Annotated in this window: 18 protein-coding genes; 14 read left to right on the top strand and 4 right to left on the bottom strand. The window is 72.4% G+C overall.

Features of this window, described 5'->3' with window-relative positions; translation table 11 throughout:
- Position 1: 1 nt before the first annotated feature.
- The 6 genes from ligA (at position 2) to gatB (ending at position 8,251) form a co-directional block, all read left to right on the top strand.
- Entirely contained in the window at positions 2-2,182 is a 2,181-nt protein-coding gene (ligA, locus tag ACF1G2_RS13000; protein WP_391798317.1) for an NAD-dependent DNA ligase LigA, read from the top strand.
- Between the two features lie 262 nt (positions 2,183-2,444).
- Positions 2,445-4,586 (top strand): putative bifunctional diguanylate cyclase/phosphodiesterase, encoded by a 2,142-nt coding sequence (locus ACF1G2_RS12995; protein WP_391798316.1) that lies wholly within the window; start codon positions 2,445-2,447, stop codon positions 4,584-4,586.
- Between the two features lie 97 nt (positions 4,587-4,683).
- Complete coding sequence (gatC, locus tag ACF1G2_RS12990) at positions 4,684-4,980, top strand: Asp-tRNA(Asn)/Glu-tRNA(Gln) amidotransferase subunit GatC (RefSeq protein ID WP_015036350.1); 297 nt, start codon at positions 4,684-4,686, stop codon at positions 4,978-4,980.
- A gap of 4 nt (positions 4,981-4,984) precedes the next feature.
- A complete protein-coding gene (gene gatA, locus ACF1G2_RS12985) occupies positions 4,985-6,484 on the top strand; it encodes an Asp-tRNA(Asn)/Glu-tRNA(Gln) amidotransferase subunit GatA (RefSeq protein ID WP_391798315.1) in 1,500 nt (499 codons plus the stop codon).
- Between the two features lie 5 nt (positions 6,485-6,489).
- A complete protein-coding gene (locus ACF1G2_RS12980) occupies positions 6,490-6,723 on the top strand; it encodes a hypothetical protein (protein ID WP_189513203.1) in 234 nt (77 codons plus the stop codon).
- Between the two features lie 16 nt (positions 6,724-6,739).
- Positions 6,740-8,251 (top strand): Asp-tRNA(Asn)/Glu-tRNA(Gln) amidotransferase subunit GatB, encoded by a 1,512-nt coding sequence (gene gatB / locus ACF1G2_RS12975; RefSeq protein WP_391798314.1) that lies wholly within the window; start codon positions 6,740-6,742, stop codon positions 8,249-8,251.
- Positions 8,252-8,374: 123 nt separating this feature from the next.
- On the opposite strand, the gene ACF1G2_RS12970 is transcribed toward gatB, so the two are convergent.
- On the bottom strand, positions 8,375-8,995 hold the full coding sequence (locus ACF1G2_RS12970) for a TOPRIM nucleotidyl transferase/hydrolase domain-containing protein (RefSeq protein WP_391798313.1): 621 nt from the start codon (positions 8,993-8,995) through the stop codon (positions 8,375-8,377).
- A gap of 214 nt (positions 8,996-9,209) precedes the next feature.
- Between ACF1G2_RS12970 and ACF1G2_RS12965 the strand changes: the two genes are divergently transcribed.
- The 6 genes from ACF1G2_RS12965 to ACF1G2_RS12940 all read left to right on the top strand — a co-directional run bounded on the left by ACF1G2_RS12965 (position 9,210) and on the right by ACF1G2_RS12940 (position 18,377).
- The gene (locus ACF1G2_RS12965) at positions 9,210-11,285 is read left to right on the top strand and encodes a phosphocholine-specific phospholipase C (protein WP_391798312.1); all 2,076 of its coding nucleotides are present in this window, start codon (positions 9,210-9,212) and stop codon (positions 11,283-11,285) included.
- A gap of 197 nt (positions 11,286-11,482) precedes the next feature.
- Positions 11,483-13,762, top strand: coding sequence for an MMPL family transporter (locus tag ACF1G2_RS12960; protein ID WP_391798311.1), 2,280 nt, complete (start codon positions 11,483-11,485; stop codon positions 13,760-13,762).
- Positions 13,740-14,306, top strand: coding sequence for a GNAT family N-acetyltransferase (locus ACF1G2_RS12955; protein ID WP_391798310.1), 567 nt, complete (start codon positions 13,740-13,742; stop codon positions 14,304-14,306). Before ACF1G2_RS12960 ends, ACF1G2_RS12955 begins: the two co-directional genes overlap by 23 nt.
- 60 nt (positions 14,307-14,366) lie before the next feature.
- Positions 14,367-14,981 (top strand): hypothetical protein, encoded by a 615-nt coding sequence (locus ACF1G2_RS12950; protein ID WP_391798309.1) that lies wholly within the window; start codon positions 14,367-14,369, stop codon positions 14,979-14,981.
- Between the two features lie 128 nt (positions 14,982-15,109).
- The gene (locus ACF1G2_RS12945) at positions 15,110-15,289 is read left to right on the top strand and encodes a hypothetical protein (protein ID WP_391798308.1); all 180 of its coding nucleotides are present in this window, start codon (positions 15,110-15,112) and stop codon (positions 15,287-15,289) included.
- Between the two features lie 7 nt (positions 15,290-15,296).
- Complete coding sequence (locus tag ACF1G2_RS12940; protein ID WP_391798307.1) at positions 15,297-18,377, top strand: AAA family ATPase; 3,081 nt, start codon at positions 15,297-15,299, stop codon at positions 18,375-18,377.
- Here the strand turns inward: ACF1G2_RS12940 and ACF1G2_RS12935 are convergent.
- From ACF1G2_RS12935 to ACF1G2_RS12925, 3 genes are all read right to left on the bottom strand, one after another.
- Entirely contained in the window at positions 18,374-18,577 is a 204-nt protein-coding gene (locus ACF1G2_RS12935; RefSeq protein WP_391798306.1) for a DUF6191 domain-containing protein, read from the bottom strand. The two genes, ACF1G2_RS12940 and ACF1G2_RS12935, sit on opposite strands and share 4 nt — an antisense overlap.
- Before the next feature lie 19 nt (positions 18,578-18,596).
- Positions 18,597-19,706 (bottom strand): PQQ-dependent sugar dehydrogenase, encoded by a 1,110-nt coding sequence (locus tag ACF1G2_RS12930; protein ID WP_391798569.1) that lies wholly within the window; start codon positions 19,704-19,706, stop codon positions 18,597-18,599.
- Positions 19,707-19,815: 109 nt separating this feature from the next.
- Positions 19,816-20,814, bottom strand: a complete 999-nt coding sequence (locus ACF1G2_RS12925; protein ID WP_391798305.1) for an aldo/keto reductase — start codon at positions 20,812-20,814, stop codon at positions 19,816-19,818.
- Between the two features lie 74 nt (positions 20,815-20,888).
- On the opposite strand from ACF1G2_RS12925, the gene ACF1G2_RS12920 reads away from it, so the two are divergent.
- On the top strand, positions 20,889-21,851 hold the full coding sequence (locus ACF1G2_RS12920) for a 2-hydroxyacid dehydrogenase (protein WP_391798304.1): 963 nt from the start codon (positions 20,889-20,891) through the stop codon (positions 21,849-21,851).
- A gap of 602 nt (positions 21,852-22,453) precedes the next feature.
- Entirely contained in the window at positions 22,454-25,306 is a 2,853-nt protein-coding gene (locus ACF1G2_RS12915) for a putative bifunctional diguanylate cyclase/phosphodiesterase (protein WP_391798568.1), read from the top strand.
- Positions 25,307-25,407: the final 101 nt, after the last annotated feature.

Genomic DNA, 25,407 nt, shown 5'->3' with positions numbered 1-25,407 from the left:
GGTGGCAGTCGAACAGGGGGCCCTGCCCGCCGAGGCACGGGAGAAGCACGCCGACCTTGCCGAGCAGGTCGAGCAGCACCGCTTCCGGTACTACGTGAAGGACCAGCCGGTCATCAGCGACGGCGAGTTCGACAAGCTCCTGCGCTCCCTGGAGGCGCTGGAGGAGGAGTACCCCGAGCTGCGCACGCCGGACTCGCCGACCCAGAAGGTCGCGGGGCAGTACGAGACGGAGTTCACCTCTGTCGAGCACCGGGAGCGCATGCTCTCCCTGGACAACGCCTTCGACGACCTGGAGCTCGCCGCCTGGGCCGAGCGCACCGCGCGTGACGTCGGCACGCCCGACTACCACCTGCTGTGCGAGCTGAAGGTCGACGGCCTCGCGGTCAACCTGACGTACGAGCGCGGCAGGCTGACCCGGGCCGCCACCCGCGGCGACGGCCGGGCCGGCGAGGACATCACGCCCAACGTCCGCACGATCGCCGACATCCCGGAGCGTCTGCACGGGGACCGTGTCCCGGCCCTCGTGGAGATCCGGGGCGAGGTCTACTTCCCGATGGAGGCCTTCGAAGGGCTGAACGCGCGTCTGGTCGAGGCCGGCGACAAGCCCTTCGCCAACCCGCGCAACGCGGCGGCCGGTTCGCTCCGGCAGAAGGATCCGAAGGTCACCGCGACCCGCCCGCTCCGCATGGTCGTCCACGGCATCGGCGCCCGTGAGGGCTTCGACATCGACCGCCTCAGCCAGGCGTACGAGCTGCTGCGCGAGTGGGGCATGCCGACCGCCCGGCACAACCGGGTCGTCGCCTCGCTCGACGAGGTACGGGAGTTCATCGCGTACTTCGGCGAGAACCGTCACTCCGTGGAGCACGAGATCGACGGGGTCGTCGTCAAGCTGGACGAGATCCCGCTCCAGGGCCGGCTGGGCTCCACCGCGCGCGCCCCGCGCTGGGCGATCGCGTGGAAGTACGCGCCCGAGGAGGTCAACACCAAGCTGGTCGACATCAAGGTCGGTGTCGGCCGGACGGGCCGGGTCACTCCGTATGCCCAGGTGGAGCCCGTCACGGTCGCCGGTTCCGAGGTCGAGTTCGCCACCCTCCACAACCAGGAGGTGGTGAAGGCCAAGGGTGTGCTGATCGGTGACACGGTCGTGCTGCGCAAGGCCGGTGACGTGATCCCGGAGATCCTCGGCCCCGTCGCCGACCTCCGGGACGGCAGCGAGCGGGAGTTCGTGATGCCCGCCGAGTGCCCCGAGTGCGGGACGCCGCTGCGGGCCATGAAGGAGGGCGACATCGATCTGCGCTGCCCCAACGCGCGGACCTGCCCCGCCCAACTGCGTGAACGTCTCTTCTATCTGGCGGGCCGTGAGTGCCTGGACATCGAGAACTTCGGCGCGGTGGCCGCGGCCGCGCTGACCCGGCCCCTGGAGCCGACCGAGCCCCCGCTGGTCGACGAGGGCGATCTCTTCGACCTCACCATCGAACAGCTCCTGCCGATCAAGGCGTACGTCCTCGACCCGGACAGCGGGCTGCCGAAGCGGGACCCGAAGACCGGTGAGGAGAAGGTCGTCACGGTCTTCGCCAACCAGAAGGGCGAGCCGAAGAAGAACGCGCTTGCCATGCTGGCCAACATCGAGGCCGCCAAGAGCCGCCCGCTCGCCCGGTTCATCAACGGCCTCTCCATCCGGCACGTGGGGCCCGTGGCCGCCCAGGCGCTGGCCCGCGAGTTCCGCTCCCTCGACCGCATCGAGCAGGCGAGCGAGGAGGAGTTGGCGGCGGTCGACGGGGTCGGCGGGATCATCGCCACGGCGGTGAAGGACTGGTTCTCCGAGGACTGGCACCGCGAGATCGTGCGCAAGTGGCGTGCGGCGGGGGTGGCGTTCGAGGACGAGGGCGCCGGCGAGGATCAGGGGCCGCGCCCGCTGGAGGGGCTGACCGTCGTCGTCACCGGCACGCTGCAGAACTTCACCAGGGATGGCGCAAAAGAGTCGCTCCAGAGCCGCGGAGCGAAGGTGACCGGTTCCGTTTCGAAGAAGACCGACTTCGTGGTGGTGGGCGAGAACCCCGGTTCGAAGTACGACAAGGCGATGCAGCTGAAGGTTCCGGTTCTCGACGAGGCCGGCTTCGCCGTGCTGCTCGAACAGGGGCCCGAGGCCGCTCGGGAGGCCGCGGTTCCGGTCGAGGGATAGCCGGAGGGGACCGGGGGAGCCCGCGGGGGAGCCGGGGAGACCGCCGCGCGAACATCACCCGTTCGGCGCATACCAGATCGTTACGGGTGGCCAGGTCGCATTCGGGCAAGAGATGGAGAGCGCTGCCCGTCGGAGCCCTCCGCGGCCTAGTGTTGAGACCGTGCGTCTGTCGCACACGGCCGAGTGAGGGCTCTGCCGGTCGTGGCGGCATGACAACGGCCCATCGCGTTGCAACGGCACCGCCGGCTGTGAGAGGGACGGAATGAAACCGACCGAGAGTGCCGCCGCCCCGGTCTCACGGCCGCGTGCACGCGCGGCCTTCGTGGGCATCCCCTCCGGGCTTCCCGGAGCCGTGGTGGGGCTCGCCGCCGGCGCGCTCGTCACCGGGCTCTACCACGTGCTGAGCGCCGGGCACGGTCTCTTCCCCGGCGGCGCCGAGGGCTGGTCCCTCGCCGTCCTCACCGGACTCATCGTCGGACACCTGGTCGCCCTCGGCCGCGACCGTTGGTGGGGCGGCACCGGCTCGGGCGCCGCCCTCACCCTCGCCGTCCTGCTCCTCTACGGCTGGGTGCCCGCCGGACTCGTCTCCATGGCCGTCGTGCTCCTCGTCGGCGCGGCCCGCCGGCACCGCTGGCGCCAGGGCCTGCTGCACGGCGCCGTGGACGTCCTCGGCGTCGGCGCAGCCGCCCTGGTCCTCGCCGCGTTCGGAGACGTACCGACCGTCGAGCACCCCTGGCAGCCCCCCGACTGGGGGATCGCCGACGTACCGGAAGTCGTGCTCGCCGCCGGGACCTACCTCGTGGTGACCCGGCTCCTCCTGTGGTACGCCCTCTCGCCCCGCAGCGGCGGCCTGCCGACCGTCGCGCGCACCGCCCTGCTCCGCCAGGGTCTCGTCGCCGTCGCCCTGCTCGGCATCGCCCCGCTGATCTGCGTCGTCGCCGTCGCGCAGCCGCTGCTGCTGCCGCTCTTCGCGGTCCCGCTCATCGCCCTCGACTCCACGCTCTGGATCGCCCGCGCCCGCGCCGAGGAGCAGCTGCGCGACCCGCTCACCGGCCTGCCGAACCGGCAGTGGCTCCTGGAGCGGGCCTGGACCGCCTTGGAGGAGGCCGAGGGAGAGGGCGCCCGCTCCGCGCTCGTCCTGATCGACCTCGACCGTTTCCGCTCGGTCAACGACACCCTCGGCCATCTCGCCGGGGACCGGCTGCTGCTCCAGATCGCCGAGCGGCTCAAGCTCGCCCTGCCGCGCGGCGCGGAGGCGGCGCGGCTCGGCGGCGACGAGTTCGCCGTCCTGCTCCCCACCGCAGACTCCACCACCAGCGCCCAGCGGGTCGCCCGCCACCTGGTCGCCGAGCTCTCCTCGCCGCTCGACCTGGACGGCCTCACCCTCGTCCTGGAGGCCAGCGCAGGCGTCGCGGTCTTCCCCGACCACGCGCTCGACGCCGAGGGGCTGCTGCGCCGGGCCGACGTCGCGATGTACCAGGCCAAGCGGGACCGTACGGGCGTCGAGGTGTACGAGTCGAAGCGCGACTCCAACACCCCCGACCGGCTCGGCCTCCTCGGCGACCTCCGCCGCGCCCTGGACGCCGGCGAGGTCGAGCTCCACTACCAGCCCAAGGTCCGCTTCGACGGGCAGGTCGCCGGCCTGGAGGCCCTGGTGCGCTGGGTGCACCCGGAGCGCGGCCGGGTCCCCCCGGACGAATTCATCGCCATCGCCGAGTCCTCGGGCCTGATGCCCCACCTCACCGAGTACGTCCTGGAGACCGCGCTCGCGCAGGTCGCCCGGTGGCGTGCCCAGGGGTTGAACGTTCCTGTGGCCGTCAACGTCTCGCCCCGGGACGTCCACACCCCCGGCTTCGCCGGCGCGGTCGCCGCCCGGCTCGCCCGGCACGGCGTCCCGGCGGGGGCCCTGCAGCTGGAGATAACGGAGCACGTGCTCCTGGAGGACCCGCAGCGCGCCGCCGACACGATGGCCGGGCTGACCGGCCACGGCGTGAAGATGTCCCTGGACGACTTCGGCACCGGCTACTCCTCCCTCGTCCACCTCCGGCGCCTCCCGGTGAGCGAGCTGAAGATCGACCGTTCCTTCGTCGCCCGGCTCGCCGTCGACGCCGAGGACGCCGAGATCGTGCGCTGCACTCTCGACCTCGCCCACTCCCTCGGCCTGCTCGTGGTCGCCGAGGGCGTCGAGGACGACGAGACCTGGGAGCGCCTGCGGGACCTGGGCTGCGACGCCGTCCAGGGCTGGCTGGTGGCCGCCGCGATGCCCCCGGCCGAGACCACCGCCTGGCTGCTGGCCCGGGGCGAGCGCGGCTGGCGCCGCCCCTCGGAGGAGGCCGCGCTGCAGGCCGCCGAGGCGGCCGCGGCCGCGGACCTCGACCAGCCCTCCGGCCAGGTGGTGCAGTAGCCGCGCGGCGGGCGGCGGTGCGAACCGTTTCACGGGCAGCGGTGCGGGCCCCATAGGATTGGGGCCAACACCATCAGACTCACCCCGTGAGGATCGCATGCCTGGCATCACGCGCGAGGAGGTCGCCCACCTCGCACGGCTGGCGCGTCTGGAGCTGAAGGGCGAAGAGCTCGATCACTTCGCCGGTCAGCTCGACGACATCATCGGCGCGGTCGCCCGCGTCTCCGAGGTCGCCGACCAAGACGTACCGCCGACCTCCCACCCGCTGCCGCTGACGAACGTCATGCGCGCGGACGAGGTCCGTCCGTCGCTCACCCCCGAGCAGGCGCTCTCCGGCGCCCCGGCCCAGGAGCAGCAGCGTTTCAAGGTGCCGCAGATCCTGGGGGAGGACTAATCACATGACGGACAGCACCATCATCAAGCTCACGGCCGCCGAGATCGCCGGGAAGATCGCCTCCGGCGAGCTGACCGCCGTCCAGGTGACCGAGGCCCACCTGGCCCGGATCGAGGTCGTCGACGAGAAGGTCCACGCCTTCCTGCACGTCGACCGCGAGGGCGCCCTCGCCCAGGCCCGCGCCGTGGACGAGAAGCGCGCCAAGGGCGAGAAGCTCGGCCCGCTGGCCGGCGTCCCGCTGGCGCTCAAGGACATCTTCACCACCGCCGGCGTGCCGACGACCGTCGGTTCGAAGATCCTCGAAGGCTGGATCCCGCCGTACGACGCGACCCTGGTGAAGAACCTCAAGGCCGCCGACGTCGTCATCCTCGGCAAGACCAACATGGACGAGTTCGCCATGGGGTCCTCCACCGAGAACAGCGCGTACGGCCCCACCGGCAACCCCTGGGACCTCACCCGGATCCCCGGTGGCTCCGGCGGTGGCTCCTCCGCCGCGCTCGCCGCGTACGAGGCGCCCCTGGCCATCGGCACGGACACCGGCGGCTCGATCCGCCAGCCCGCCGCCGTTACCGGCACCGTCGGCGTCAAGCCGACCTACGGCGGGGTCTCCCGCTTCGGCATGGTGGCCTTCTCCTCCTCCCTCGACCAGGGCGGCCCCTGCGCCCGTACGGTCCTGGACGCGGCCCTGCTGCACGAGGCGATCGCCGGGCACGACCCGCTGGACTCGACGTCCATCGACGCCCCGGTCCCGCCGGTCGTCGAGGCCGCGCGCAACGGCTCCGTCGCCGGCATGCGCGTCGGAGTCGTCAAGCAGTTCCGCGGCGAGGGCTACCAGGCCGGTGTCGTGCAGCGCTTCGACGAGTCCGTCGAGCTCCTCAAGGAGCTGGGCGCCGAGATCGTCGAGCTGGACTGCCCGACCTTCGACCTCGCCCTTTCGGCGTACTACCTGATCGCGCCGTCGGAGTGCTCCTCCAACCTGGCCCGCTTCGACGCCATGCGCTACGGCCTGCGGGTCGGCGACGACGGCACGAAGTCGGCCGAGGAGGTCACCGCCCTCACCCGTGAGGCCGGCTTCGGCGACGAGGTCAAGCGCCGCATCATCCTCGGTACGTACGCGCTGAGCTCCGGCTACTACGACGCGTACTACGGCTCGGCGCAGAAGGTCCGCACGCTCATCACCCGCGAGTTCGAGCAGGCCTTCGAGCAGGTCGACGTGATCGTCTCCCCGACGACCCCGACCACCGCCTTCCCGATCGGCGAGCGCGCCGACGACCCGATGGCGATGTACCTCGCGGACCTGTGCACCATCCCGACCAACCTGGCGGGCAACGCCGCCATGTCGCTGCCCTGCGGCCTCGCGCCGGAGGACGGTCTGCCGGTCGGCCTGCAGATCATCGCCCCCGCCATGAAGGACGACCGGCTGTACAAGGTCGGCGCCGCCGTCGAGGCCGCCTTCGTGGAAAAGTGGGGTCACCCACTGCTTGAGGAGGCTCCGTCGCTGTGAGTGCCATGGCAAAGAAGGCCAAGAACTTCAAGAAGTCGAAGACCGGCGTCTACGTCTCGCTGGCGACCACCGCGTTCGGTGCCATCAGCGTCGCGAAGCAGGCCAAGATGGCCCGCAACGACAACGACATGCTGCGGCTGATCGACTCCGCCGTGTCCGCCGCTGCCATCGTTACCGGCCTGGCGATCCTCTACCGGGAGCTGAAGCGCCTGGGCGACGACGACGTCCTGCTGGGCTGAGAGGGAAAGTCTCACTGTGACCGTCACTGAACTGCTGTCGTACGACGCGGCGCTCGCTGCGTACGACCCCGTCATGGGCCTGGAGGTCCATGTCGAGCTCGGCACGAAGACCAAGATGTTCTGCGGCTGCTCGACCGAGCTGGGCGCCGAGCCCAACTCGCAGACCTGCCCCACCTGTCTCGGCCTGCCCGGCTCGCTCCCGGTCGTCAACGCGATCGGCGTCGAGTCGGCCGTCAAGATCGGCCTCGCGCTGAACTGCGAGATCGCCGAGTGGTGCCGCTTCGCCCGGAAGAACTACTTCTACCCGGACATGCCGAAGAACTTCCAGACCTCGCAGTACGACGAGCCGATCGCCTTCAACGGCTATCTGGACGTCCAGCTGGAGGACGGGGAGATCTTCCGCGTGGAGATCGAGCGCGCCCACATGGAGGAGGACACCGGCAAGTCGACGCACATCGGCGGCGCGACGGGCCGGATCCACGGCGCCTCGCACTCGCTGCTCGACTACAACCGCGCGGGCATCCCGCTCATCGAGATCGTCACCAAGCCGATCGAGGGCGCGGGCGAGCGGGCCCCCGAGGTCGCCAAGGCGTACGTCGCCGAGCTGCGCGAGCTGATCCGAGCGCTGGGCGTCTCCGAGGCGCGCATGGACAAGGGCCAGATGCGCTGCGACGTGAACCTGTCGCTGCGCCCCAACGGCACCAAGGCCTTCGGTACCCGCTCGGAGACGAAGAACGTCAACTCGCTCCGCTCCGTGGAGCGCGCGGCGCGCTTCGAGATCCAGCGCCACGCGGCCGTGCTCTCCTCCGGCGGCACGATCGTGCAGGAGACCCGTCACTTCCACGAGGACGACGGCTCCACCACGTCCGGCCGTATCAAGGACAACGCCGAGGACTACCGGTACTTCCCGGAGCCCGACCTCGTCCCCGTCGCCCCGGCCCGAGCGTGGGTCGAGGAGCTGCGCGCCGCTCTGCCCGAGCTGCCGCGCGTGCGCCGCAACCGGCTCCGCGAGGAGTGGGGCGTCTCCGAGCACGACATGCAGTCGATCCTCAACGCGGGCGCGGTCGACCTGATCGTCGCGACGACGGACGCCGGTGCTCCGGCGGACCAGGCCCGCAAGTGGTGGATGGGCGAGCTGGCCCGCTCCGCCAACGAGTCGGGCACGGCCCTGGACGAGCTGCCGATCACCCCGGCGCAGGTCGCCCGGGTGACCGAGCTGGTGGCATCCGGCGACCTCACCGACAAGCTGGCCCGTCAGGTCATCGAGGGCGTGCTGGCCGGCGAGGGCGGCCCGGACGAGGTCGTCGAGAAGCGCGGTCTGAAGGTCGTCTCCGACGAGGGCGCGCTCGGCACGGCGGTCGACGAGGCCATCGCGGCCAACGCCGGCATCGCCGACAAGATCCGCGGCGGCAAGGTCGCGGCGGTCGGCGCCCTGGTCGGCGCGGTCATGAAGGCCACCCGCGGCCAGGCGGACGCGGCGCGCGTGAAGGACCTGATCCTGGAGAAGCTGGGCGTCAGCGAGGGCTGACCGTCCGGTTACGCGTACGAGGGCGGCGCCCCGGGTCTTCCACGGCCCGGGGCGCCGCCCTCTCGCGTTCCACGTGTCCGGCGTGATGGGCCCGGGCGGTCGGCCCGGTGGTCGGCCCGACGGTCACACGCTCCTGAAGAGGTCGACGAGCGGGGCCGGGATCCGGTCGGGGGAGAGGGCCTCGACGAGGAGGTGGCCGTATCGGATCTTGCGGCCCTTCTTCGTGCCGAGGAAGCGCCGCAGCTGCTGATGCCGGGTCCGGCCGTGCTGGGCGGGCTGGCGCAGGAACGTCTGCCAGGCACGCAGGTCGTCGTCCTCGGCCCGCACGATCTGCTCGGCCCGCTCCGTGCCCAGCGTGCGGATGAGTTCGTCCTCCAGGTCCGCCACGCACACGAAGACGCCGTCGCGCGGCGCTCCGGCCCGGTCCAGGCCGCGGTCGTAGTACGGCGCCTCGCGCTCGTCGCACAGTCCCGTCAGGCGCAGCCCGAGCCCGGGCGGCCCGAGAAGGCCCGCGTAGCGGCCCACGTTCATCGCCCCGCCCATCGCGACCACGGACACGCCCTCGGCGGCCAGGTCCCGGCCGCGCCGGGCGGCCAGCGTCTCCACGGCCGCGAGGTCGCTCGGCCCCTCCAGCAACACCGCCGTCCGCAGCCCCAGTTGCGCGGCCAGCTCCCGCGCCGGCCCGCCGTCACCGCCCGCCGCCCAGTCACCGACCGCGTCCCGGAACGCCCACATGTCCGCCATGGACCGAGTCTGCACACCCGTCGGCCTGTGCGGCACCGAATATTTCCGGCCTTGGACTCCTGTCGGAGGCTGTTGGACGTTCACCGCCCGGTCCGCGTCGGGTCTTCCGCGCGTCATCCGGCCTCACTACCGTCCCCGGAGTACCACCCAATGGCTCGAAGACGAACCATTGGCCGTCGACTGGAGGTCGGTCTTGTCCCCCGAGAATGCCCGCATGTCCCGCCGCAGGGTCCTCGCGCTGGGCGGAGGCGCGCTCGGCGCCGCCGCCAGCTCGCTGCTCCCGCCGTCGCTCCAGGAGGCGATCGCCGCGGGACCGCCGGCCGGGGGTATGTCGGCCGTCCGCCACGTCGTGATCCTGATGCAGGAGAACCGTTCCTTCGATCACTACTTCGGCACCCTCCGCGGTGTCCGCGGCTTCGGCGACCGCAACGCGATCGAACTCCCCTCCGGCACGCCCGTGTTCGAGCAGCCTGCCGCCCTCGGCCGGACCGTCCTGCCGTTCCCGATCCGCGGCGCCGCCGAGACGCAGAAGAAGGACCTCCAGTACATCGGCGACCTCGACCACTCCTGGAGCGGCGGCGCCAAGGCCTGGCACGACGGCTGGATGGACGGCTGGGTCTCCGCGAAGACCGCGGCGACGATGGCGTACTACGACCGCCGGGACATCCCGCTGCACTACGAACTCGCCGACACCTTCACCATCTGCGACGCCTACCACTCGTCCACCCACACCTCGACGAGCCCCAACCGCAACCACCTCTGGTCCGGCTGGACCGGCTACGAGGCCGACGGCAGCCGCGCCGTCACCAACGCCGCGTACGCCGAGGGCACCCATCCCGGCTACCCCTGGCCCACCTACGCCGAGCGCCTCGAAGCGGCCGGGCGGAGCTGGAAGACGTACACCGAGTGGGAGAACTTCACCGACAACAACATCGAGTTCTTCACCTCGTTCAAGAAGATCGCCCGCAAGGCCCTCGCCGCCACCGGCGGGCACACCTTCATGGAGTCCTTCTACGCCGCCGTCCGCGACACGGAGGACCGGAACGAGCGGGCCAGGCTCCTCGCCGCCCTGGAGGACGGCGTCGCCACGCTCACCGCCGCCGAGCGTTCGCTCTTCGAGCGCGGTCTGCGCCGCGTCGAGACCGGGAAGCTCGCCGACGCCTTCCGCGCCGACGTGGCCGCCGGGACGCTCCCGGAGGTCTCGTACCTCGTCCCGTCCGCGATCGACTCCGAGCACCCCGGCTCCTCCTCGCCGATCGCCTCGGCCTCGCTCGTCTACAAGGTGCTCGACGCCCTCGGCTCACACCCGGACGTCTGGCGCCACACCGTCGTCCTGATCAACTACGACGAGAACGACGGCTTCTTCGATCACGTGCCGCCGCCCGTCCCGCCGGCCGACGACACGGACGAGCGCTGGAAGGGCCTGCCCACCGGTCTCGGCATCCGCGTCCCGCTGCTCGTCGTCTCGCCCTGGTCGGTAGGCGGCTACGTCTGCTCCGAGACCTTCGACCACACCTCCGTGATCCGGTTCCTGGAGCGGCTCACCGGTATCGAGGAGCCCAACATCACCCCGTGGCGGCGAGCCGTCACAGGCGACCTGACCTCCGCCTTCGACTTCCGGCGCGCGCACCGGCAGCCCGACGTCGAGGAGCCCGGCCCGATCCCGCCGTTCTCCGGCCGCTGGCGGCCGCAGCCCCCGGCCGTCCAGCAGATGCCGGTCCAGGAGCCGGGCACCCGCCCGGCCCGCCCGCTGCCGTACCAGCCGGACGCCCAGGCGCGCGTCGGCGCCGGTGCGATCACCGTCGGCCTGAAGAACAGCGGAAAGGCCTCCGCGCACTTCGCGCTGTACCCGTACGCAGGCGAGTTCGCCGTTCCCCAGCACCGGGACGTCAAGGGCGAGGCGCAGTGGGCCGTACCCCTCACGCGTGATCACTACCGCTTCACGATCACCGGCCCGAACGGCTTCCGCCGCGAGTTCGAGGGACCGGCCGCGGGCGGCGCCGACCTCGCCTCGCACATCGACCATCATGACCGTGACCTGCACCTCACCGTACGGAACACGGGCACCGCGCCGGTCTCCTTCACCGTCCGCCCGCTCGGCTACGTGGACCGCGACGACCTGCGCGACTGGACCCGTACCGTCACCGTGAAGCCCGGCCGGAGCCGCACCCTCGTCCACTCGGCGGCCGACGCGCACGGCTGGTACGACGTCGAGGTGACCGCGCCCGGCGGCTTCCGCCGGCGGCTCATGGGGCACATCGAGAACGGGCGGGCGAGCGTCTCCGGCTGACCGACCCGACGCCTCCCCCCAGGCGGCACGCGCGGGAGCCCGGGACCAACGGCCCGAGCTTCCGCGCACCCCTGTGAGTAACGACACGAAAGGGACAAAGGATCTCTTAAGGCTGCAACAGTGGCCTTATCCAGGTCATGCGTTCTTTGCGGGCTGTTCCCCGGTAAAGATCCACGAACCACCAGGGAGCACGTCCTTTGGCAGCCATCGCACGGTGGTGCATCAAGCACCGCCTCGTCGCCGTTCTGCTCTGGCTCATCGCCCTCGGCGGAGCCGTCGCCGGAGCATCGGCAGCGGGCTCGGCCTACTCCAACGACTACGAGGTCCCCGGCACCGAGTCGGGGCGTGCCACCGCCCTCCTCGAGAAGGGCTTCCCCGGCGCCGGCGGCGACAGCAACACGATCGTCTGGCACACCGACCAGGGCAGCGTCCGCGCCACCGGCGTCGAGCAGCGCATGACCGAGGTGCTCGACGAGGTCGCCGAACTGCCCGGCATCGCCTCCGTGACCTCCCCGTACGACGGCGGCCCGGCCGCCCAGGCGCAGATCAGCGAGGACGGGCGGACCGCCTACGCCCCCGTGATCTTCGACGCGCAGGCCGACGACATCCCGAAGGCGCAGGCCCAGGCCCTGGTCGACACGGCTCGCGGGGCCGCCTCCGACCACCTCCAGGTCGAGCTCGGCGGCAGCGCCGTCGCCCTCACCGAAGCCTCCGGCGGCCATGTCGCCGAGGCCGTCGGCGTCGTCGTCGCGGCCGTCGTCCTCTTCCTCGCCTTCGGCTCGCTCGCCGCCTCCGCGCTCCCCATCGCCACCGCGCTCGTCAGCGTCGGCATCGCGTACTCCGGGATCGTGCTCCTCGGCCACGTCATGACCGTCGCCGACTTCGCCCCGATGCTGGGCATGCTCATCGGCCTCGGCGTCGGCATCGACTACGCGCTCTTCATCGTCACGCGCCACCGCAAGGGACTCAAACGCGGGCTATCGGTCCCCGAATCCGCGCAGATCGCGGTGGCGACCACCGGCCGGGCCGTCGTCTTCGCCGGCGCGACCGTCTGCATCGCCCTCCTCGGCATGCTCATCCTGCGGCTCAGCTTCCTCAACGGCGTCGCCATCGCCGCCTCGCTGACCGTGGTCCTCACGGTCGCCGCCTCCGTCACCCTGCTGCCCGCGCTGCTCTCCCTCATCGGGATGCGCGCGCTCTCCCGCCGCGAGCGCCGGCACCTCGCCGAGCACGGGCCGCAGCCCGAGCTCCCGACCGGCTTCGCCGCCCGCTGGTCCGCCTTCGTCGAGCGCCACCCCAAGCTGCTCGGCGCGGTCGCCGCCGTCGTCATGCTGGTCCTGGCGCTGCCGACCTTCTCCCTCCACCTCGGCACCTCCGACCAGGGCAACGGCCCGGCCACGGCGACCACCCGACAGGCGTACGACCTGCTGGCTCGTGGGGGTCCCTCCCAGGCCGAAGGCTCCGGGGGAGGCTTCGGGCCGGGTGTCAACGGGCCGCTCACCCTCGTCGCCGAGATCGACGGCGCCGACGACCGTGTCGCGATGGGCGAGCTGTCGGCCGAGCTGGCGCACACCCGCGGTGTCGACTCCGTCTCCCCGGTCGTCTACAACAGCGGCGGCGACACCGCCGTCCTGACCGTCGTACCGGACTCCTCACCGCAGTCGAAGTCCACGAGCGACCTCGTCGACCGGCTGCGCGCGGACGTGCTTCCGGCGGCCGAGCAGGGCACCTCGCTCGATGTCCACGTCGGTGGCGTCACCGCCTCCTACGACGACTTCGCCGAGATCATCGTCGGCAAGCTGCCGCTCTTCGTGGGCGTCGTCATCGCGCTCGGCTGTCTGCTGCTCCTGGTCGCCTTCCGGTCCCTCGGCATCCCGCTGAAGGCCGCGCTGATGAACGTCGCCGCCGTCGCGTCCGCCTTCGGCATCGTCGTCGCGGTCTTCCAGTGGGGCTGGGGGAGCGAGCTCCTCGGACTCGGCAGCGCGGGCCCGATCGAACCCTTCCTGCCGGTCATCATGGTGTCTGTGCTCTTCGGGCTCTCCATGGACTACCAGGTCTTCCTGGTCAGCCGGATGTACGAGGAGTGGCTGGAGACCGGCGACAACCGGCGCGCGGTCCGGGTCGGGCTCGCCGAGACCAGCCGCGTGATCAACTCCGCGGCGGTCATCATGATCTCCGTCTTCCTCGCCTTCGTCCTCTCCGGCGACCGGGTCGTCGCGATGTTCGGCATCGCGCTCGCGGCGGCCGTCGCGCTGGACGCCTTCGTCCTGCGGACCCTGCTCGTACCGGCCCTCATGCACATGCTCGGCGGGGCGAACTGGTGGCTGCCCCGCTGGCTCGACCGCCGGCTGCCCCGGATCAGCATCGAACCGCCGGAGTCCCGCGCCGCCGCCGACGCCCGTGCGAAGATCCCCGCACAGCGTGTGACGGTTTCGACTGCGGAGGACGACGACAGTGTTCGCGATATCGCTGGGTGACGACGGCGCCGAACTGAGGCCGCTGGAGCCCTCGTACGCCGAGGAGTTCCTCACCCACATGAACCGGGGACGGGAGTACGTCGGGGAGCACATCGCCCTCGCCGACGTGGTCGCGGACCTCGACTCGGCCCGCTCCTTCCTCCAGGCGTACGCCGAGAAGGCCGCGAACGACGCGGGCCGGATCTACGGCATCTGGAGCGAGGGCACCCTCGTCGGCGGTGTGCTCTTCCGCGCGATGGACGTGAACCAGGGGACGGCCGAGGCCGGCTGCTGGCTGGAGCCGTCGGCCGTCGGCAGGGGCCTGGTCACCCGGGCCGCGCGGACGATCATCGACTGGGCGATCGGCGAACGCTCCATCCACCGCGTCGAGTGGCTGGTCTCCTCGAAGAACGAGAGCAGCATCGCGGTGGCCCGACGGCTCGGGATGACGCGGGACGGCGTCCTGCGCGAGAGCTACGCGTACCGGGGCCGGCGCCTCGACATGGAGGTCTGGTCGGTGCTCGCGCCGGAGTGGAAGGTCCTCAGGGCCGAGCAGGCGGCCTGAGGGCTCGCCCACGGCTCTTCGTTAAGACGCTTCTCATGCGCGGCACCTAGCGTGCGGTTCATGACTATCAAGACTGACGAGACGCCGGCCCCCGACGAGACGACGGAGAAGACGCAGAAGGCGGAGAGGGCCGGGAAGGGCACCGAGGGCGCGGCTGTCGAGTCCGTGGAGCCCGCGGATGCCGTGGAGCCCGTGAAGTCCGCGCAGGGGGAGCCGGCCGAGCCCGACGGAGCCGAGGAGCTCGACGAGTTCGACGAAGACGAGGACGGCACCGAGGCCCGGCAGGCCTCCGCCGAGGTCTCGGCCGACGGCGTGGGCGCGGCCGCCGCGGCCGTCGTCTCGGCCGGCCTCGGGGTCGCCGCCCTGACCGGCACCTGGGTGGGCAAGGTCGTCAGCGAGCGCGAGACCCTCGTCGGGCAGATCAAGGCTCAGGGCGGCACCGCCGCCCAGCAGATCAACGAGATCTACGCCGACGCCTGGCACAGCACCGCACTTGTCAACGGCGTCTTCGCGTTCCTCGCCCTCGTCGTCGCCGTGCTCGTCCTGGTCCGCCCGCAGCGGCCCGCCTGGGTCCGTGCCGTGGCCCTCGCCGGCGCCGTCCTGGGCGCGGTCGGCCTCTTCCTGTCGGCGGGGATGTACTTCGACCTGTTCCTGAACCTCCCGACCGCGCCCTAAGGCACCCTGGGGCACTCCTAAGGCCCCCCGTACGCCGAACATGCGGCACTCGCCCGATGCGGCCGCACCCCCTGGGAGACGAGAGTCGAGGCATCGCAAGGAGCGATACCGACACCGGGGAGAACGAGATGTTCGCGTACGAACTGCACCGCATGCACCACTCCGAGCTCATCCGCGAGGCCGCCGCCCACCGTCTGTCCCGCCAGGCCGTCAAGGCGCGGCGGGCCGCGAAGGCCGAGCGGTCCGGCACCCACGAAGCCGAGGGGCGGGTGAGCACCGAGCCCGGCCGCTTCGTCCGGGCCGCGTGAACCCCGCATGGCCCGGACGCCGGACGTCTGTGCGATGCTCGGCGCCGTGGAGACCAGGTCAGTCAGCCCCGTGTTCGTCGGCCGGGCCGGTGAACTCACCGCCCTCACCGACGCTTTCGTCCGGGCCGCCGAGGGAGAGCCCCAGGCTCTGCTCGTCGGCGGCGAGGCGGGCGTCGGCAAGACGCGGCTCATCGAGGAGTTCGTGGCCACTGCCCACGACCGCGGCGCCTACGTCGCCGTCGGGGGCTGTGTCGAGATCGGCGCGGACGGACTTCCGTTCGCGCCCTTCTCCACGGCCCTGCGCGCCCTGAGCCGCCGGCTCCCGGCCGAACTGGCCGAAGCCGCGGCCGGCCAGGAGGGCGAACTCGCCCGGCTCCTCCCCGAACTCGGCGACGTCGGCAGCCACGAGCCCTCCCACGAGAACTCCACCGCCCGCCTCTTCGAACTGACCGTACGGCTCCTGGAACGCCTCGCCGCCGACCGTACGATCGTGCTCGTCCTGGAGGACCTGCACTGGGCCGACGCCTCCACCCGGCACCTCCTCGCCTATCTCCTGCGCACCCTGCGCCGCGGCAGGATCGTCGTCGTCGCCACCTACCGCTCCGACGACATCCACCGGCGCCATCCGATGCGCCCGCTCCTCGCCGAACTCGACCGACTGCGGACCATCCGGCGGATCGAACTCGCCCGCTTCACCCGCGCCGAGGTACGCCGCCAGCTCACCGGCATCCTCGCCGCCGAACCCGACGCCGCCCTCGTCGACGGGGTCTTCGACCGCTCCGACGGCAATGCCTTCTTCGTCGAGGAGCTCGTCGTCTCCCACGAGGCCGGCTGCGCCCCCGGCTCCCTCAGCGAATCCCTGCGCGACCTGCTGCTCGTCCGGGTCGAGGCGCTCCCCGAGGACGCCCAGCGCGTCTCGCGGATCGTCGCCGAGGGCGGCTCCACCGTCGAGTACGCGCTGCTCGCCGCCGTCGCCCGGCTCTCCGAGGACGACCTCATCGAGGCGCTCAGGGCCGCCGTCGGTGCCAACATCCTGCTCGCCGTCCCGGACGGCGACGGCTACCGCTTCCGCCACTCCCTGGTCCGCGAGGCCGTCAGCGACGACCTGCTCCCCGGCGAACGCTCCCGCCTCAACCGGCGCTACGCCGAGGCCCTGGAGGCCGATCCCTCCCTCGTCCGCGCCGACGAGCGCGCCACCAGGAGCGCCACCTACTGGTACCGCGCCCACGACCCCGCCAAGGCCCTGCCGGCCGTGCTCCGCGCCTCCGTCGAGGCCCGCAAGCGGTACGCCTACGCCGAGCAGCTCCGTCTCCTCGAGCGGGCCATGGAGCTCTGGGACGAGGTCCCCGACGAAGTGCGCCGCTCCCTGCGGCCGATGGACTACGCCGAGGCCTACCCGCCCTGCGGCTGCGACCCCGAGACCACCCCGCTGGGCTATCTCGACCTGCTCGCCGAGGCCGCGTACGCGGCCCGGCTGTGCGGAGAGCGCGAACGCGCCCTGAAGATCGGCAAGACGGCGCTGCGGCTCCTCGAAGGGGACGAGGCCGAGGAGCGCGACCCGCTGCGGTCCGCCTGGTTCTGGACCGAACGCTCCCGCATCGTCTCCGGACTCGGCCGCTCCGACGGCTGGGCCGAGATCGCCACCGCCCAGGAACTGGTCAAGGGCCTGCCCCCGTCCGGCGTGCACGCCCGCGTGCTCGTCGTGGCCGCGGGCTGGGGCATGCTCCACAAGCCCGGCCCCGAGAGCCTCGTCGCCGCCGAACGGGCCGTCGAGTACGCCCGTCTCGTCAAGGACGAGTCCATCGAACTCTCCGCCCGCCTCACCCTCGGCACCCTCCAGGTCAGCGCCGGCGACCGCGAGACCGGACTCGCCACGATGTACGAGGTGCGCGACCGCACCCGCGCCCTCGGCCTCCACCACGAGTCCTCCCGGGCGCACGTCAACCTCTCCCACTCCCTGGAGAACCTCGGCCGCTCCCGGGAGGCCGCCCAGGTCGCCGAGGACGGCATCCGGCTCACCCGCGACCACGGCCTCCTCGACAGCGAGGGATGGATCCGCTCCAACCTGGCGGAGACGCAGCTCTCGCTCGGGCTCTGGTGCGAGGCGCAGCGCAACTGCGAGTGGCTGGAGCGCTCCGGAACCCGGTCCAAGCCGCGCGGTGCGGTGGCGCTCCGCCTCGCCCAACTGGCCATCGCCCGGGGCGAGCCGACCGTGGCGGCGGAGCAGCTCGCCGTCGCGCGCGAGTACTTCGGGGAGGCCGACCCGATGCCCCAGTACGTCATCCCCACCCGCATGGTCGAGCTGAGCCTCGCCGCCGTCACCGGCCGGATCCAGGATGTACGGACCGTGCTCGCCGCCGCCGTCGAGGCCGGCTTTCCGCCCGGCACCCACCGAGAGGCCTGGCCGCTGCTCCTCGCCGCCGCCTCCGCGGAGGCGGACGCCCTGGGCCTGCCCGCCGCCGAGGAGGGCCGCGCCGAGACGCTCGCCCTGCTCCGGCGCTGCGCCCGGGGGATGGCGACGCCCGCACCCGTCTGGGAGGCGTACGCCCTGCACACCTCCGCGGAGCTGGACCGCGCCGAGGGCCGCCACCGGGTGGACCGCTGGGCGGAGACCGTCGCCGCACACGAGCCGCTGGAGCGCCCCTACCTGCTGGCCCATGCCCGGCACCGCCTCGCCGACGCCCTCCTCGCCGAGGGCGGCCGGCGCGACGAGGCCGCCGCGCTGCTCCGCGAGGCCCACGCCACGGCCGTCCGCCTCGGCGCGCACCCGCTCCGCGAGGACGTCGAGCTGCTGGCCGCCCGCGCCCGCCTCCCGCTGACCTCGCCCGACCGCGCCCCGGAACCCGAACCGGGTGACGACGCCTTCGGCCTGACCCCCCGTGAGCAGGACGTCCTGCGCCTGGTCGCCGCGGGCCGCACCAACCGCCAGATCGCCGAGGAGCTCTTCATCTCCCCGAAGACGGCGAGCGTCCATGTCTCCAACATCCTGGCCAAGCTGGGGGTCTCCGGCCGAGGCGAGGCGGCCGCCCTGGCGCACCGTCTCCGCCTCCTGGAGCCCCTCCCGCAGGAGGCCGCGCCGACGGCCTAGGGCTCCCCATCCCCGTCCCCGTCGTCCCCGGCCTCGTCGTCGCGGGTCGCCAGGGCCGGCACGCGTATCGTCACCGCGCCCGAGGCGAGGTCGACCGGACCGCGCCCGGGGTCGGCGTCGCCCAGGTCCTCCCGGGTCAGTTCGAGCCGCTGCCGCTCGTCGGACGTGTGCTTCTGGCTCGGCGCGAACAGCTCTTCCATCAGGTGGAACATCGGGCCCCTATCCGACCTCCAGGCGGAGGATCTTGTCGTCACCGGCCTCGGGCGTGCCCCGGGTGTCGGTCTCGCTCGTCGTCAGCCAGAGCCGGCCGTCGCCCGCCGCCAGGATCGTGCGCAGCCGGCCGTACTCCTCCACGAGGAACGCCTCGGGGTCCCCGGAGCGTTCCGCTCCGGACAGCGGGATCCGCCAGAGCCGCTCGCCTCTCAGGCCGGCCATCCAGATCGCGCCCTCGGCGTAGGCGATACCGCTCGGCGACGCCTCGTCCGTCTTCCACTGGGCCACCGGGTCCACGAAGCCCGACACGTCCGCCGTGCCCTCGACCCTCGGCCAGCCGTAGTTCTTCCCGGCCTGGATCAGATTCAGCTCGTCCCAGGTGTTCTGGCCGAACTCGGCCGCCCACAGCCGCCCGTCCGCGTCCCAGGCGAGGCCCTGCACATTGCGGTGACCGTACGAATAGACCACCGAGCCGGGGAACGGATTACCGGGCGCCGGCTTCCCCTCCGGCGTCATTCGCAGGATCTTGCCGCCCAGCGACTCCACGTCCTGCGCGAGCCCCGTCTCGCCGCGCTCGCCCGTGCCCGCGTACAGCATTCCGTCCGGGCCGAAGGCGATCCGCCCGCCGTTGTGCACGCTCCCCTTCGGGATGCCCGCGAGGACCACCTCGGGCGCACCGAGCCGGTCCGACGCCCCGCCTCCGTACGGCATGCGGACGATGCGGTTGTCGGACTCCGCCGTGAAGTACGCGTACACGTGGCCGTCCCGCACGGCGAGTCCGAGCAGACCGCCCTCACCGCCGGGCACCACCCCCGGCACCTCTCCGACCGGCGTCTTCCTTCCCGTCTCCGCGTCGACCCGGGTGATCGTGCGCTCGTCACGCGAGGCGACGAGGAGATCACCGTCCGACAGGGCGGCCACGCCCCACGGCGACTCCAGATCCCCGGTCAGCGTCCCGGCGACGCGCACCGAGCCCTCAGGGCCCGGCGTCCCCGACTCCGTGGCTGACACGGACGCGGAGGGCGCTCCCGAGGGTGAAGCGGCACCCTCCCCGTCCCCGCCCGACGCACAGCCCGCCAGGAGCCCCAGAACGGCGGCGGCCCCCACGGCTCCCACATAAGCTCGGCCCACGGTCCCGATCCCTTCGAACGGCGATCACTACCCTTGATACACCGCTCGGACCGATCAGGTTCCCGACTCCGTGCCCGCCCGCGTTCCCGGACCCTCAGTCCCACGATCCGCGCGGCCCCGGAAGGCCCGCTATCTCCGCGAGATCCCCGGCCGTGAGCACCAGCTCCGCCGCCCGCGCGTTCTCCACCGCCCAGCACTCCCGTTTCGTCCCCGGGATCGGCACCACGTGCGGCCCCTGGGCCAGCGCCCACGCCAGCGCCACCTGCGCGGGGGTGACGTCCTCCCCGTGCCGCGCCGCCACCCGCCGCAGCCCCGCCACCAGCGGCTGGTTCGCGGCCATCATCTCGGCGGTGAACCGGGGATGCCTGGCCCGCGGATCATCCGGCTCGAAGCCACCGCCCGGCGTCAGCGTCCCGGTCAGGAACCCGTTCCCCAGCGGCATCGCGGCCAGGAACCCCACACCCCGTGCCTCGCACCACGGCAGAAGCCGCTCCAGGGCCTCCGGGGACCACACCGACAGCTCCGCCTCCACCGCGCTCACCGGGAAGACCTGCTGGATCCGCTCCAACTGCCGGATCGTTCCCTCGTGCATGTGTGCCCCGCCGCGGCGCGCCGCCCGCGCCCCGACCGCGCAGAACCCGAGCGCCCGCACCTTGCCCGCCGACACCAGCTCGGCCATCGCGCCCCAGGTCTCCTCGACCGGGACCTCCGGGTCCGCCCGGTGCAGCTGGTAGAGGTCGATCACGTCCGTCTGCAGCCGCCGCAGCGAGGCGTCGCAGGCCCGCCGTACGTACCCGGGCCGGCCGTTGGCCACGATGTGCTGGTCGCCCACGAGCAGGCCGCACTTCGTCGACACGAAGGCCTCCGCCCGGCGTTCCTTCAAGGACCGTCCCACGAGCAGCTCGTTGGTGAACGGGCCGTACATGTCGGCGGTGTCGAGCAGGCTCACCCCGGCGTCGAGCGCCGCGTGCACCGTTCGCAGCGAGCGGTCACCGCGCCGCTGCGAGGCGCTGTAGGCCCAGTTCATCGGCATACAGCCCAGGCCGACCGCGCCCACGTCGAGCGCCGCCGCCCCGATAGTCCTGCGCTCCACCTGCCGGTACCCCTCCCTGTGCCGCCCCCAAAGTAACCAATGGCGAGCGGGATTCTTCGCATAGCCTCCCGGTCATGACACTCGATGAGACGACCGCCGACGTGTGGCTTCCGATTCCCGCGGACGAGATCGATGGACTTCCCGACCCGGGCGCGTCGGGGTTCAACTACCGTCTCTGGGACGGCGGTCCCGACTTCCCCGCCGATCCGGCGCGCTGCGCTTTCTACGTCGTCCCGTACATGAAGGGCTCGGAGGTCGCCGTCCGGCCGCTCGCCGCGATGACCTCGGTGCGCGCGGTGCAGACGCTCTCGGCGGGCACGGACCATGTGACGCCCGGCCTCGGTTCGCTGGCCCCGGGCGTCGAGCTCTGCAACGCCAAGGGCGTCCACGAGGCCAGCACCGCCGAGCTGACGCTCGCCCTGATCCTCGCCTCGCTGCGCGGGATCCCCGGCTTCGTCAGGGGCCAGGACAAGGAGGAGTGGCGGGACGGCTTCTATCCGGCCCTCGCCGACAAGTCCGTCCTCATCGTGGGGTACGGGTCGATCGGCGCCGCCATCGAGGACCGGCTCGTGCCCTTCGAGTGCGCGCGGGTGGTGCGCGTCGCGCGCTCCGCACGCACCACGGAGCGCGGTCCCGTCCATCCCCTCTCGGAACTGCCCGCCCTCCTGCCGCAGGCGGACGTGGTGGTGCTCTCCACCCCGCTCACGCCCGCGACCAGGCACCTTGCCGACGCTGGGTTCCTCGCCCGGATGAAGGACGGCGCCCTTCTGGTGAACGTGGCCCGCGGTCCCGTCGTCGACACCGCCGCGCTGCTCAAGGAGGTCGAGAGCGGGCGGATCACCGCCGCGCTCGACGTCACCGATCCCGAACCGCTGCCGCCGGGCCACCCGTTGTGGCACGCTCCCGGTGTTCTGGTGAGTCCCCATGTCGGCGGCTCCACTTCGGCGTTCATGCCCCGCGCCAAGCGGCTGATCGCCGCCCAGCTCACCCGGTTCGCGGCGGGGGAGGGGCTGGCGAACGTGGTCCTGACCACCTGAGCCGAGCGGTCGTGCAGCGCGCCCCCTCAGTGCGCCTGTCGCGAGCCCCGGGGCCGTCACGCAGAGTACAGCACCCCTGTCCCTGAGTGACGGTCCTGGTGTATCGTCCCGGAGCGGGGGGCTGCGTCGAGTACGAGCTGACGCCGGGGAGCAACGTGACGGGTCATCAGATTCCGAGGGGGGCGACGGGTGATGTACGGCCGATGGACCGACGATCCGACGCGGCGGGGCCGCCGTCCACGACCCTCGCACGCGACGACGGCACGGGGCCGCCCCGCCCGGGCGCCGGCCTCCGCACGCCGGCCGGCGGAGCCGGCCTTCCCGTCCAGGTCGACCGCCGCACCGCCGAGCCGGACGTCTCGGACCCGGACGACGCGGCGGCCCAGGGTCCCGGAGTCCTGGACCGCGGCGCGGACGCCCTGGATCCGCTCGCCTCGCCCCTGGCCCCCTCAGGGCCCGCCCCGGCGCCCTCGGGTCTCTCGGTGGTCGCCCCTGACTCCGTCGAGGTCGGTGCAGGCTCCGCCGCGGGCGCCGCGCGTCCCCGCGTCAGGCGCTTCACCGCATCCCCACGTCCTGGTGCGCACGAAGGCCCGGTGGCGGCGATGAGCGCCCCCGGCGCACTCATCGAGCGCGGCCGCGTCGCGGGCCCCGCCGTCGCCCCCGGCCCGGGGGAGCGCCGACGCGGCCCCATCCGCTCCGGGTCCCCGGTGGTCCTGACCCAGATTCTCCTCGGCCTGGTCTGCGGGGGATACGCGACGGGTGCCGCCCTCGGCTGGGGATCCGAGCAACTGTCTCTGATCATGGGGGACTTCGGGCTCAGCGTCGCCGCCCTCGCCGCGGGCGTCTCCTGCTTCCTCTACGCCCGCGTCCACGAGAGCCGCTCCCGCCCCGCCTGGCTGCTCTTCGCCTTCTCCTCGGCGATGGCCGCCGCGGGGAACGCCGTCTGGGGGTGGTACGAAGTCGTGCTCCACAGGGAAGTGCCCAGCCCCTCCGTCGCGGACGTCTTCTTCCTGCTCTTCGCGCCGCCCGCCATCGTCGGCCTGCTCGTGCTCGCCAAGAAGCCCGTCACCCGGGCCGGCTGGGTCTGCCTCGCTCTCGACGCCTGGCTCATCGGCGGCTCTCTGCTCACCCTCTCCTGGAGCCTCGCCCTCGCGCACACCGCCCACTTCGAGGGCGAGAGCGTCGCCCGGGGCGCGCTCACCCTGGCGTACCCGCTGCTGGACATCGTCCTCGTCAGCATGGTCCTCGCCCTCCACTTCCGCCGCTCGCAGGCGAACCGCTCCGCGACCAACACCGCCATCGCCGCCCTCGCCCTGACCGTCCTGTGCGACGCCCTGTTCACCTCGCCGCTGCTCCGCGAGAACTACACCTCCGGCCAGCTGCTCGACGCGGGCTGGTTCGCCGGCTCGCTGCTCCTGGCGTACGCCCCCTGGGGAGCGCGCCGGACGCCCGAGGGCGTCCCCTCCCCGCGCGGCCAGCGCCCGCACAGCCGCCCCGTCGCCGGCTCGCTGGCCGCCCTCACCCCGTATCTCGCCGCGGCGGTCTGCACGCTCGGCATCCTGTACAACGTCGTCGAGGGACGCAGAGTGGACCGCGTGGTCGTCCTCACCGGCTGCACGGTCGTGCTCGCCCTGGTCGTCCGGCAGGGCATCATGCTGCTCGACAACATCGCCCTCACCCACGAACTGGCCCAGAAGGAGAACCACTTCAGGTCCCTGGTGCAGGGCTCCAGCGACGTCATCATGATCGCCGCGCCCACCGGCATACTCCGCTACGTCAGCCCCGCCGCCTCAGGGGTCTACGGACGGGAGGCCGAGGACCTGATCGGCTCCGAGCTGGCCTCGCTCATCCATCCCGAGGACCTCGGCGGAGTCGTCCACGAGGTCCGCCGCTTCCTGGCCGCTCCTCCTTCGGAGGAGCCGACCACACGGATCGAGTGCCGCTTCCGCTCCGGCCGCGGCGACTGGCTCAACGTCGAGTCCACCGTCAACCGTCACCAGGGCGGGCTGATCTTCAACAGCCGGGACGTCACCGAACGGGTCCGCCTCCAGGCGCAGCTCCAGCACAACGCCGAGCACGACCCGCTCACCGACCTGCCCAACCGGGCGCTGTTCACCCGGCGCGTCCGCAAGGCGCTAGCCGGACGGCGCTCCTCCGACCCCGGCACCGCCGTGCTCTTCATCGACCTCGACGGCTTCAAGGCGGTCAACGACCGGCTCGGCCACCAGGCGGGCGACGAGCTGCTCGTCCAGGCCGCGCGCCGCCTCCAGGACTCCGTACGGGCGGGGGACACCGCCGCGCGGCTCGGCGGCGACGAGTTCGCCGCGCTCATCCTGGGCGACGGCACACGCGACCGCTCCGCCCGCGAGTACCAGGTCCACGAGATCGCCGACCGGCTGCGCCTCACCCTCTCCCAGCCGTACCAGGTCGAGGGCGGGAACGAGGTGCGGGTCGCCGCCTCCATCGGCGTCGCCTTCGCCGAGCCCGGCATCAGCGCCGGGGACCTGCTGCGCAACGCCGACCTGGCCATGTACCGGGCCAAGGCGGCCGGCAAGGACCGCGTCGAGATGTACGCGCCGCAGATGCAGGCCGAGATCGTCCGCAGGACCGAACTGGCCACGCGGCTGCGCACCGCCTTGGACGACGGAGAGTTCGCCCTGCTCCACCAGCCGGTGGTGGACCTCTCCACCGGCCGGATCACCGCCGTCGCCGCCCAGGCGCGCTGGCGCTCCGCCCAGGGCGTGCTGTTCACCCCGGCAGAGTTCCTGCGGGTCGCCGAAGACGGCGAGCGGGTCGCCCAGCTCGGCCGCTGGCTCCTGGAGCAGGCCGTCGAGCACGCCGCCGAGCGGGCCGCGCTGGGCCACCGCACCCCGGTCTCCGTCCGGCTCTCCGCCCGCCGCCTGCTCGACCGCTCGCTGCCCCTCGCCTCCGTCGAGGCGCTCCTGACCCGGTACGAGCTCCCCTCGGGCTCCCTGATGATCGAGCTGGCCGACAGCGACCCCCGGGTCTCCTTCGACGACCTGGAGCAGCGCCTGGTCGTGCTGCGCCGGCTGGGCGTCCGGATCGCGCTCGACGGCTTCGGCAGCGGCTACGCGGCCATCAACGCGCTGCGCCGCCTCCCCGTCGACGTACTGAAGCTGGACCGGGGACTCGTCGAGGGCGTGGTGGAGTCCGCCCGGCTCCGCAAGATCACCAGTGGGCTGCTCCGGATCGCCTCCGATCTCGGGCTGCAGTCCGTCGCCGACGGCGTGGACGTCCCCGAGCAGGTGCTCGCCCTGCGCGCCATGGGCTGCACCCACGGCCAGGGCATGGCGTTCTCGGGCCCGCTCGACGAGTACCGGCTGCGCCGCGCGCTCGTGCGGGAGGAGTACCCCGTCCCCGGTGGGGAGGCGGTTCCGGCCGGAAACCATCCCCCGATGCGCTCAAATAATGAGACGCCCGTCCCACCCACTTGACACTGATGGTGCGTCGGGGGGAGGGTCAGTGCCATGCGCACCCGAATTCTCGTACTTGGAAAGCGCGTCGGCTGAAGCAGGGCCATGACGGCCCGGCTTGA

The sequence above is a fragment of the Streptomyces sp. NPDC013457 genome, assembly GCF_043089925.1.
GTDB lineage: Bacteria > Actinomycetota > Actinomycetes > Streptomycetales > Streptomycetaceae > Streptomyces.
The sequence above is the reverse complement of the archived record's forward strand: the minus strand, read 5'-3'. Positions and strand labels throughout refer to the sequence as shown.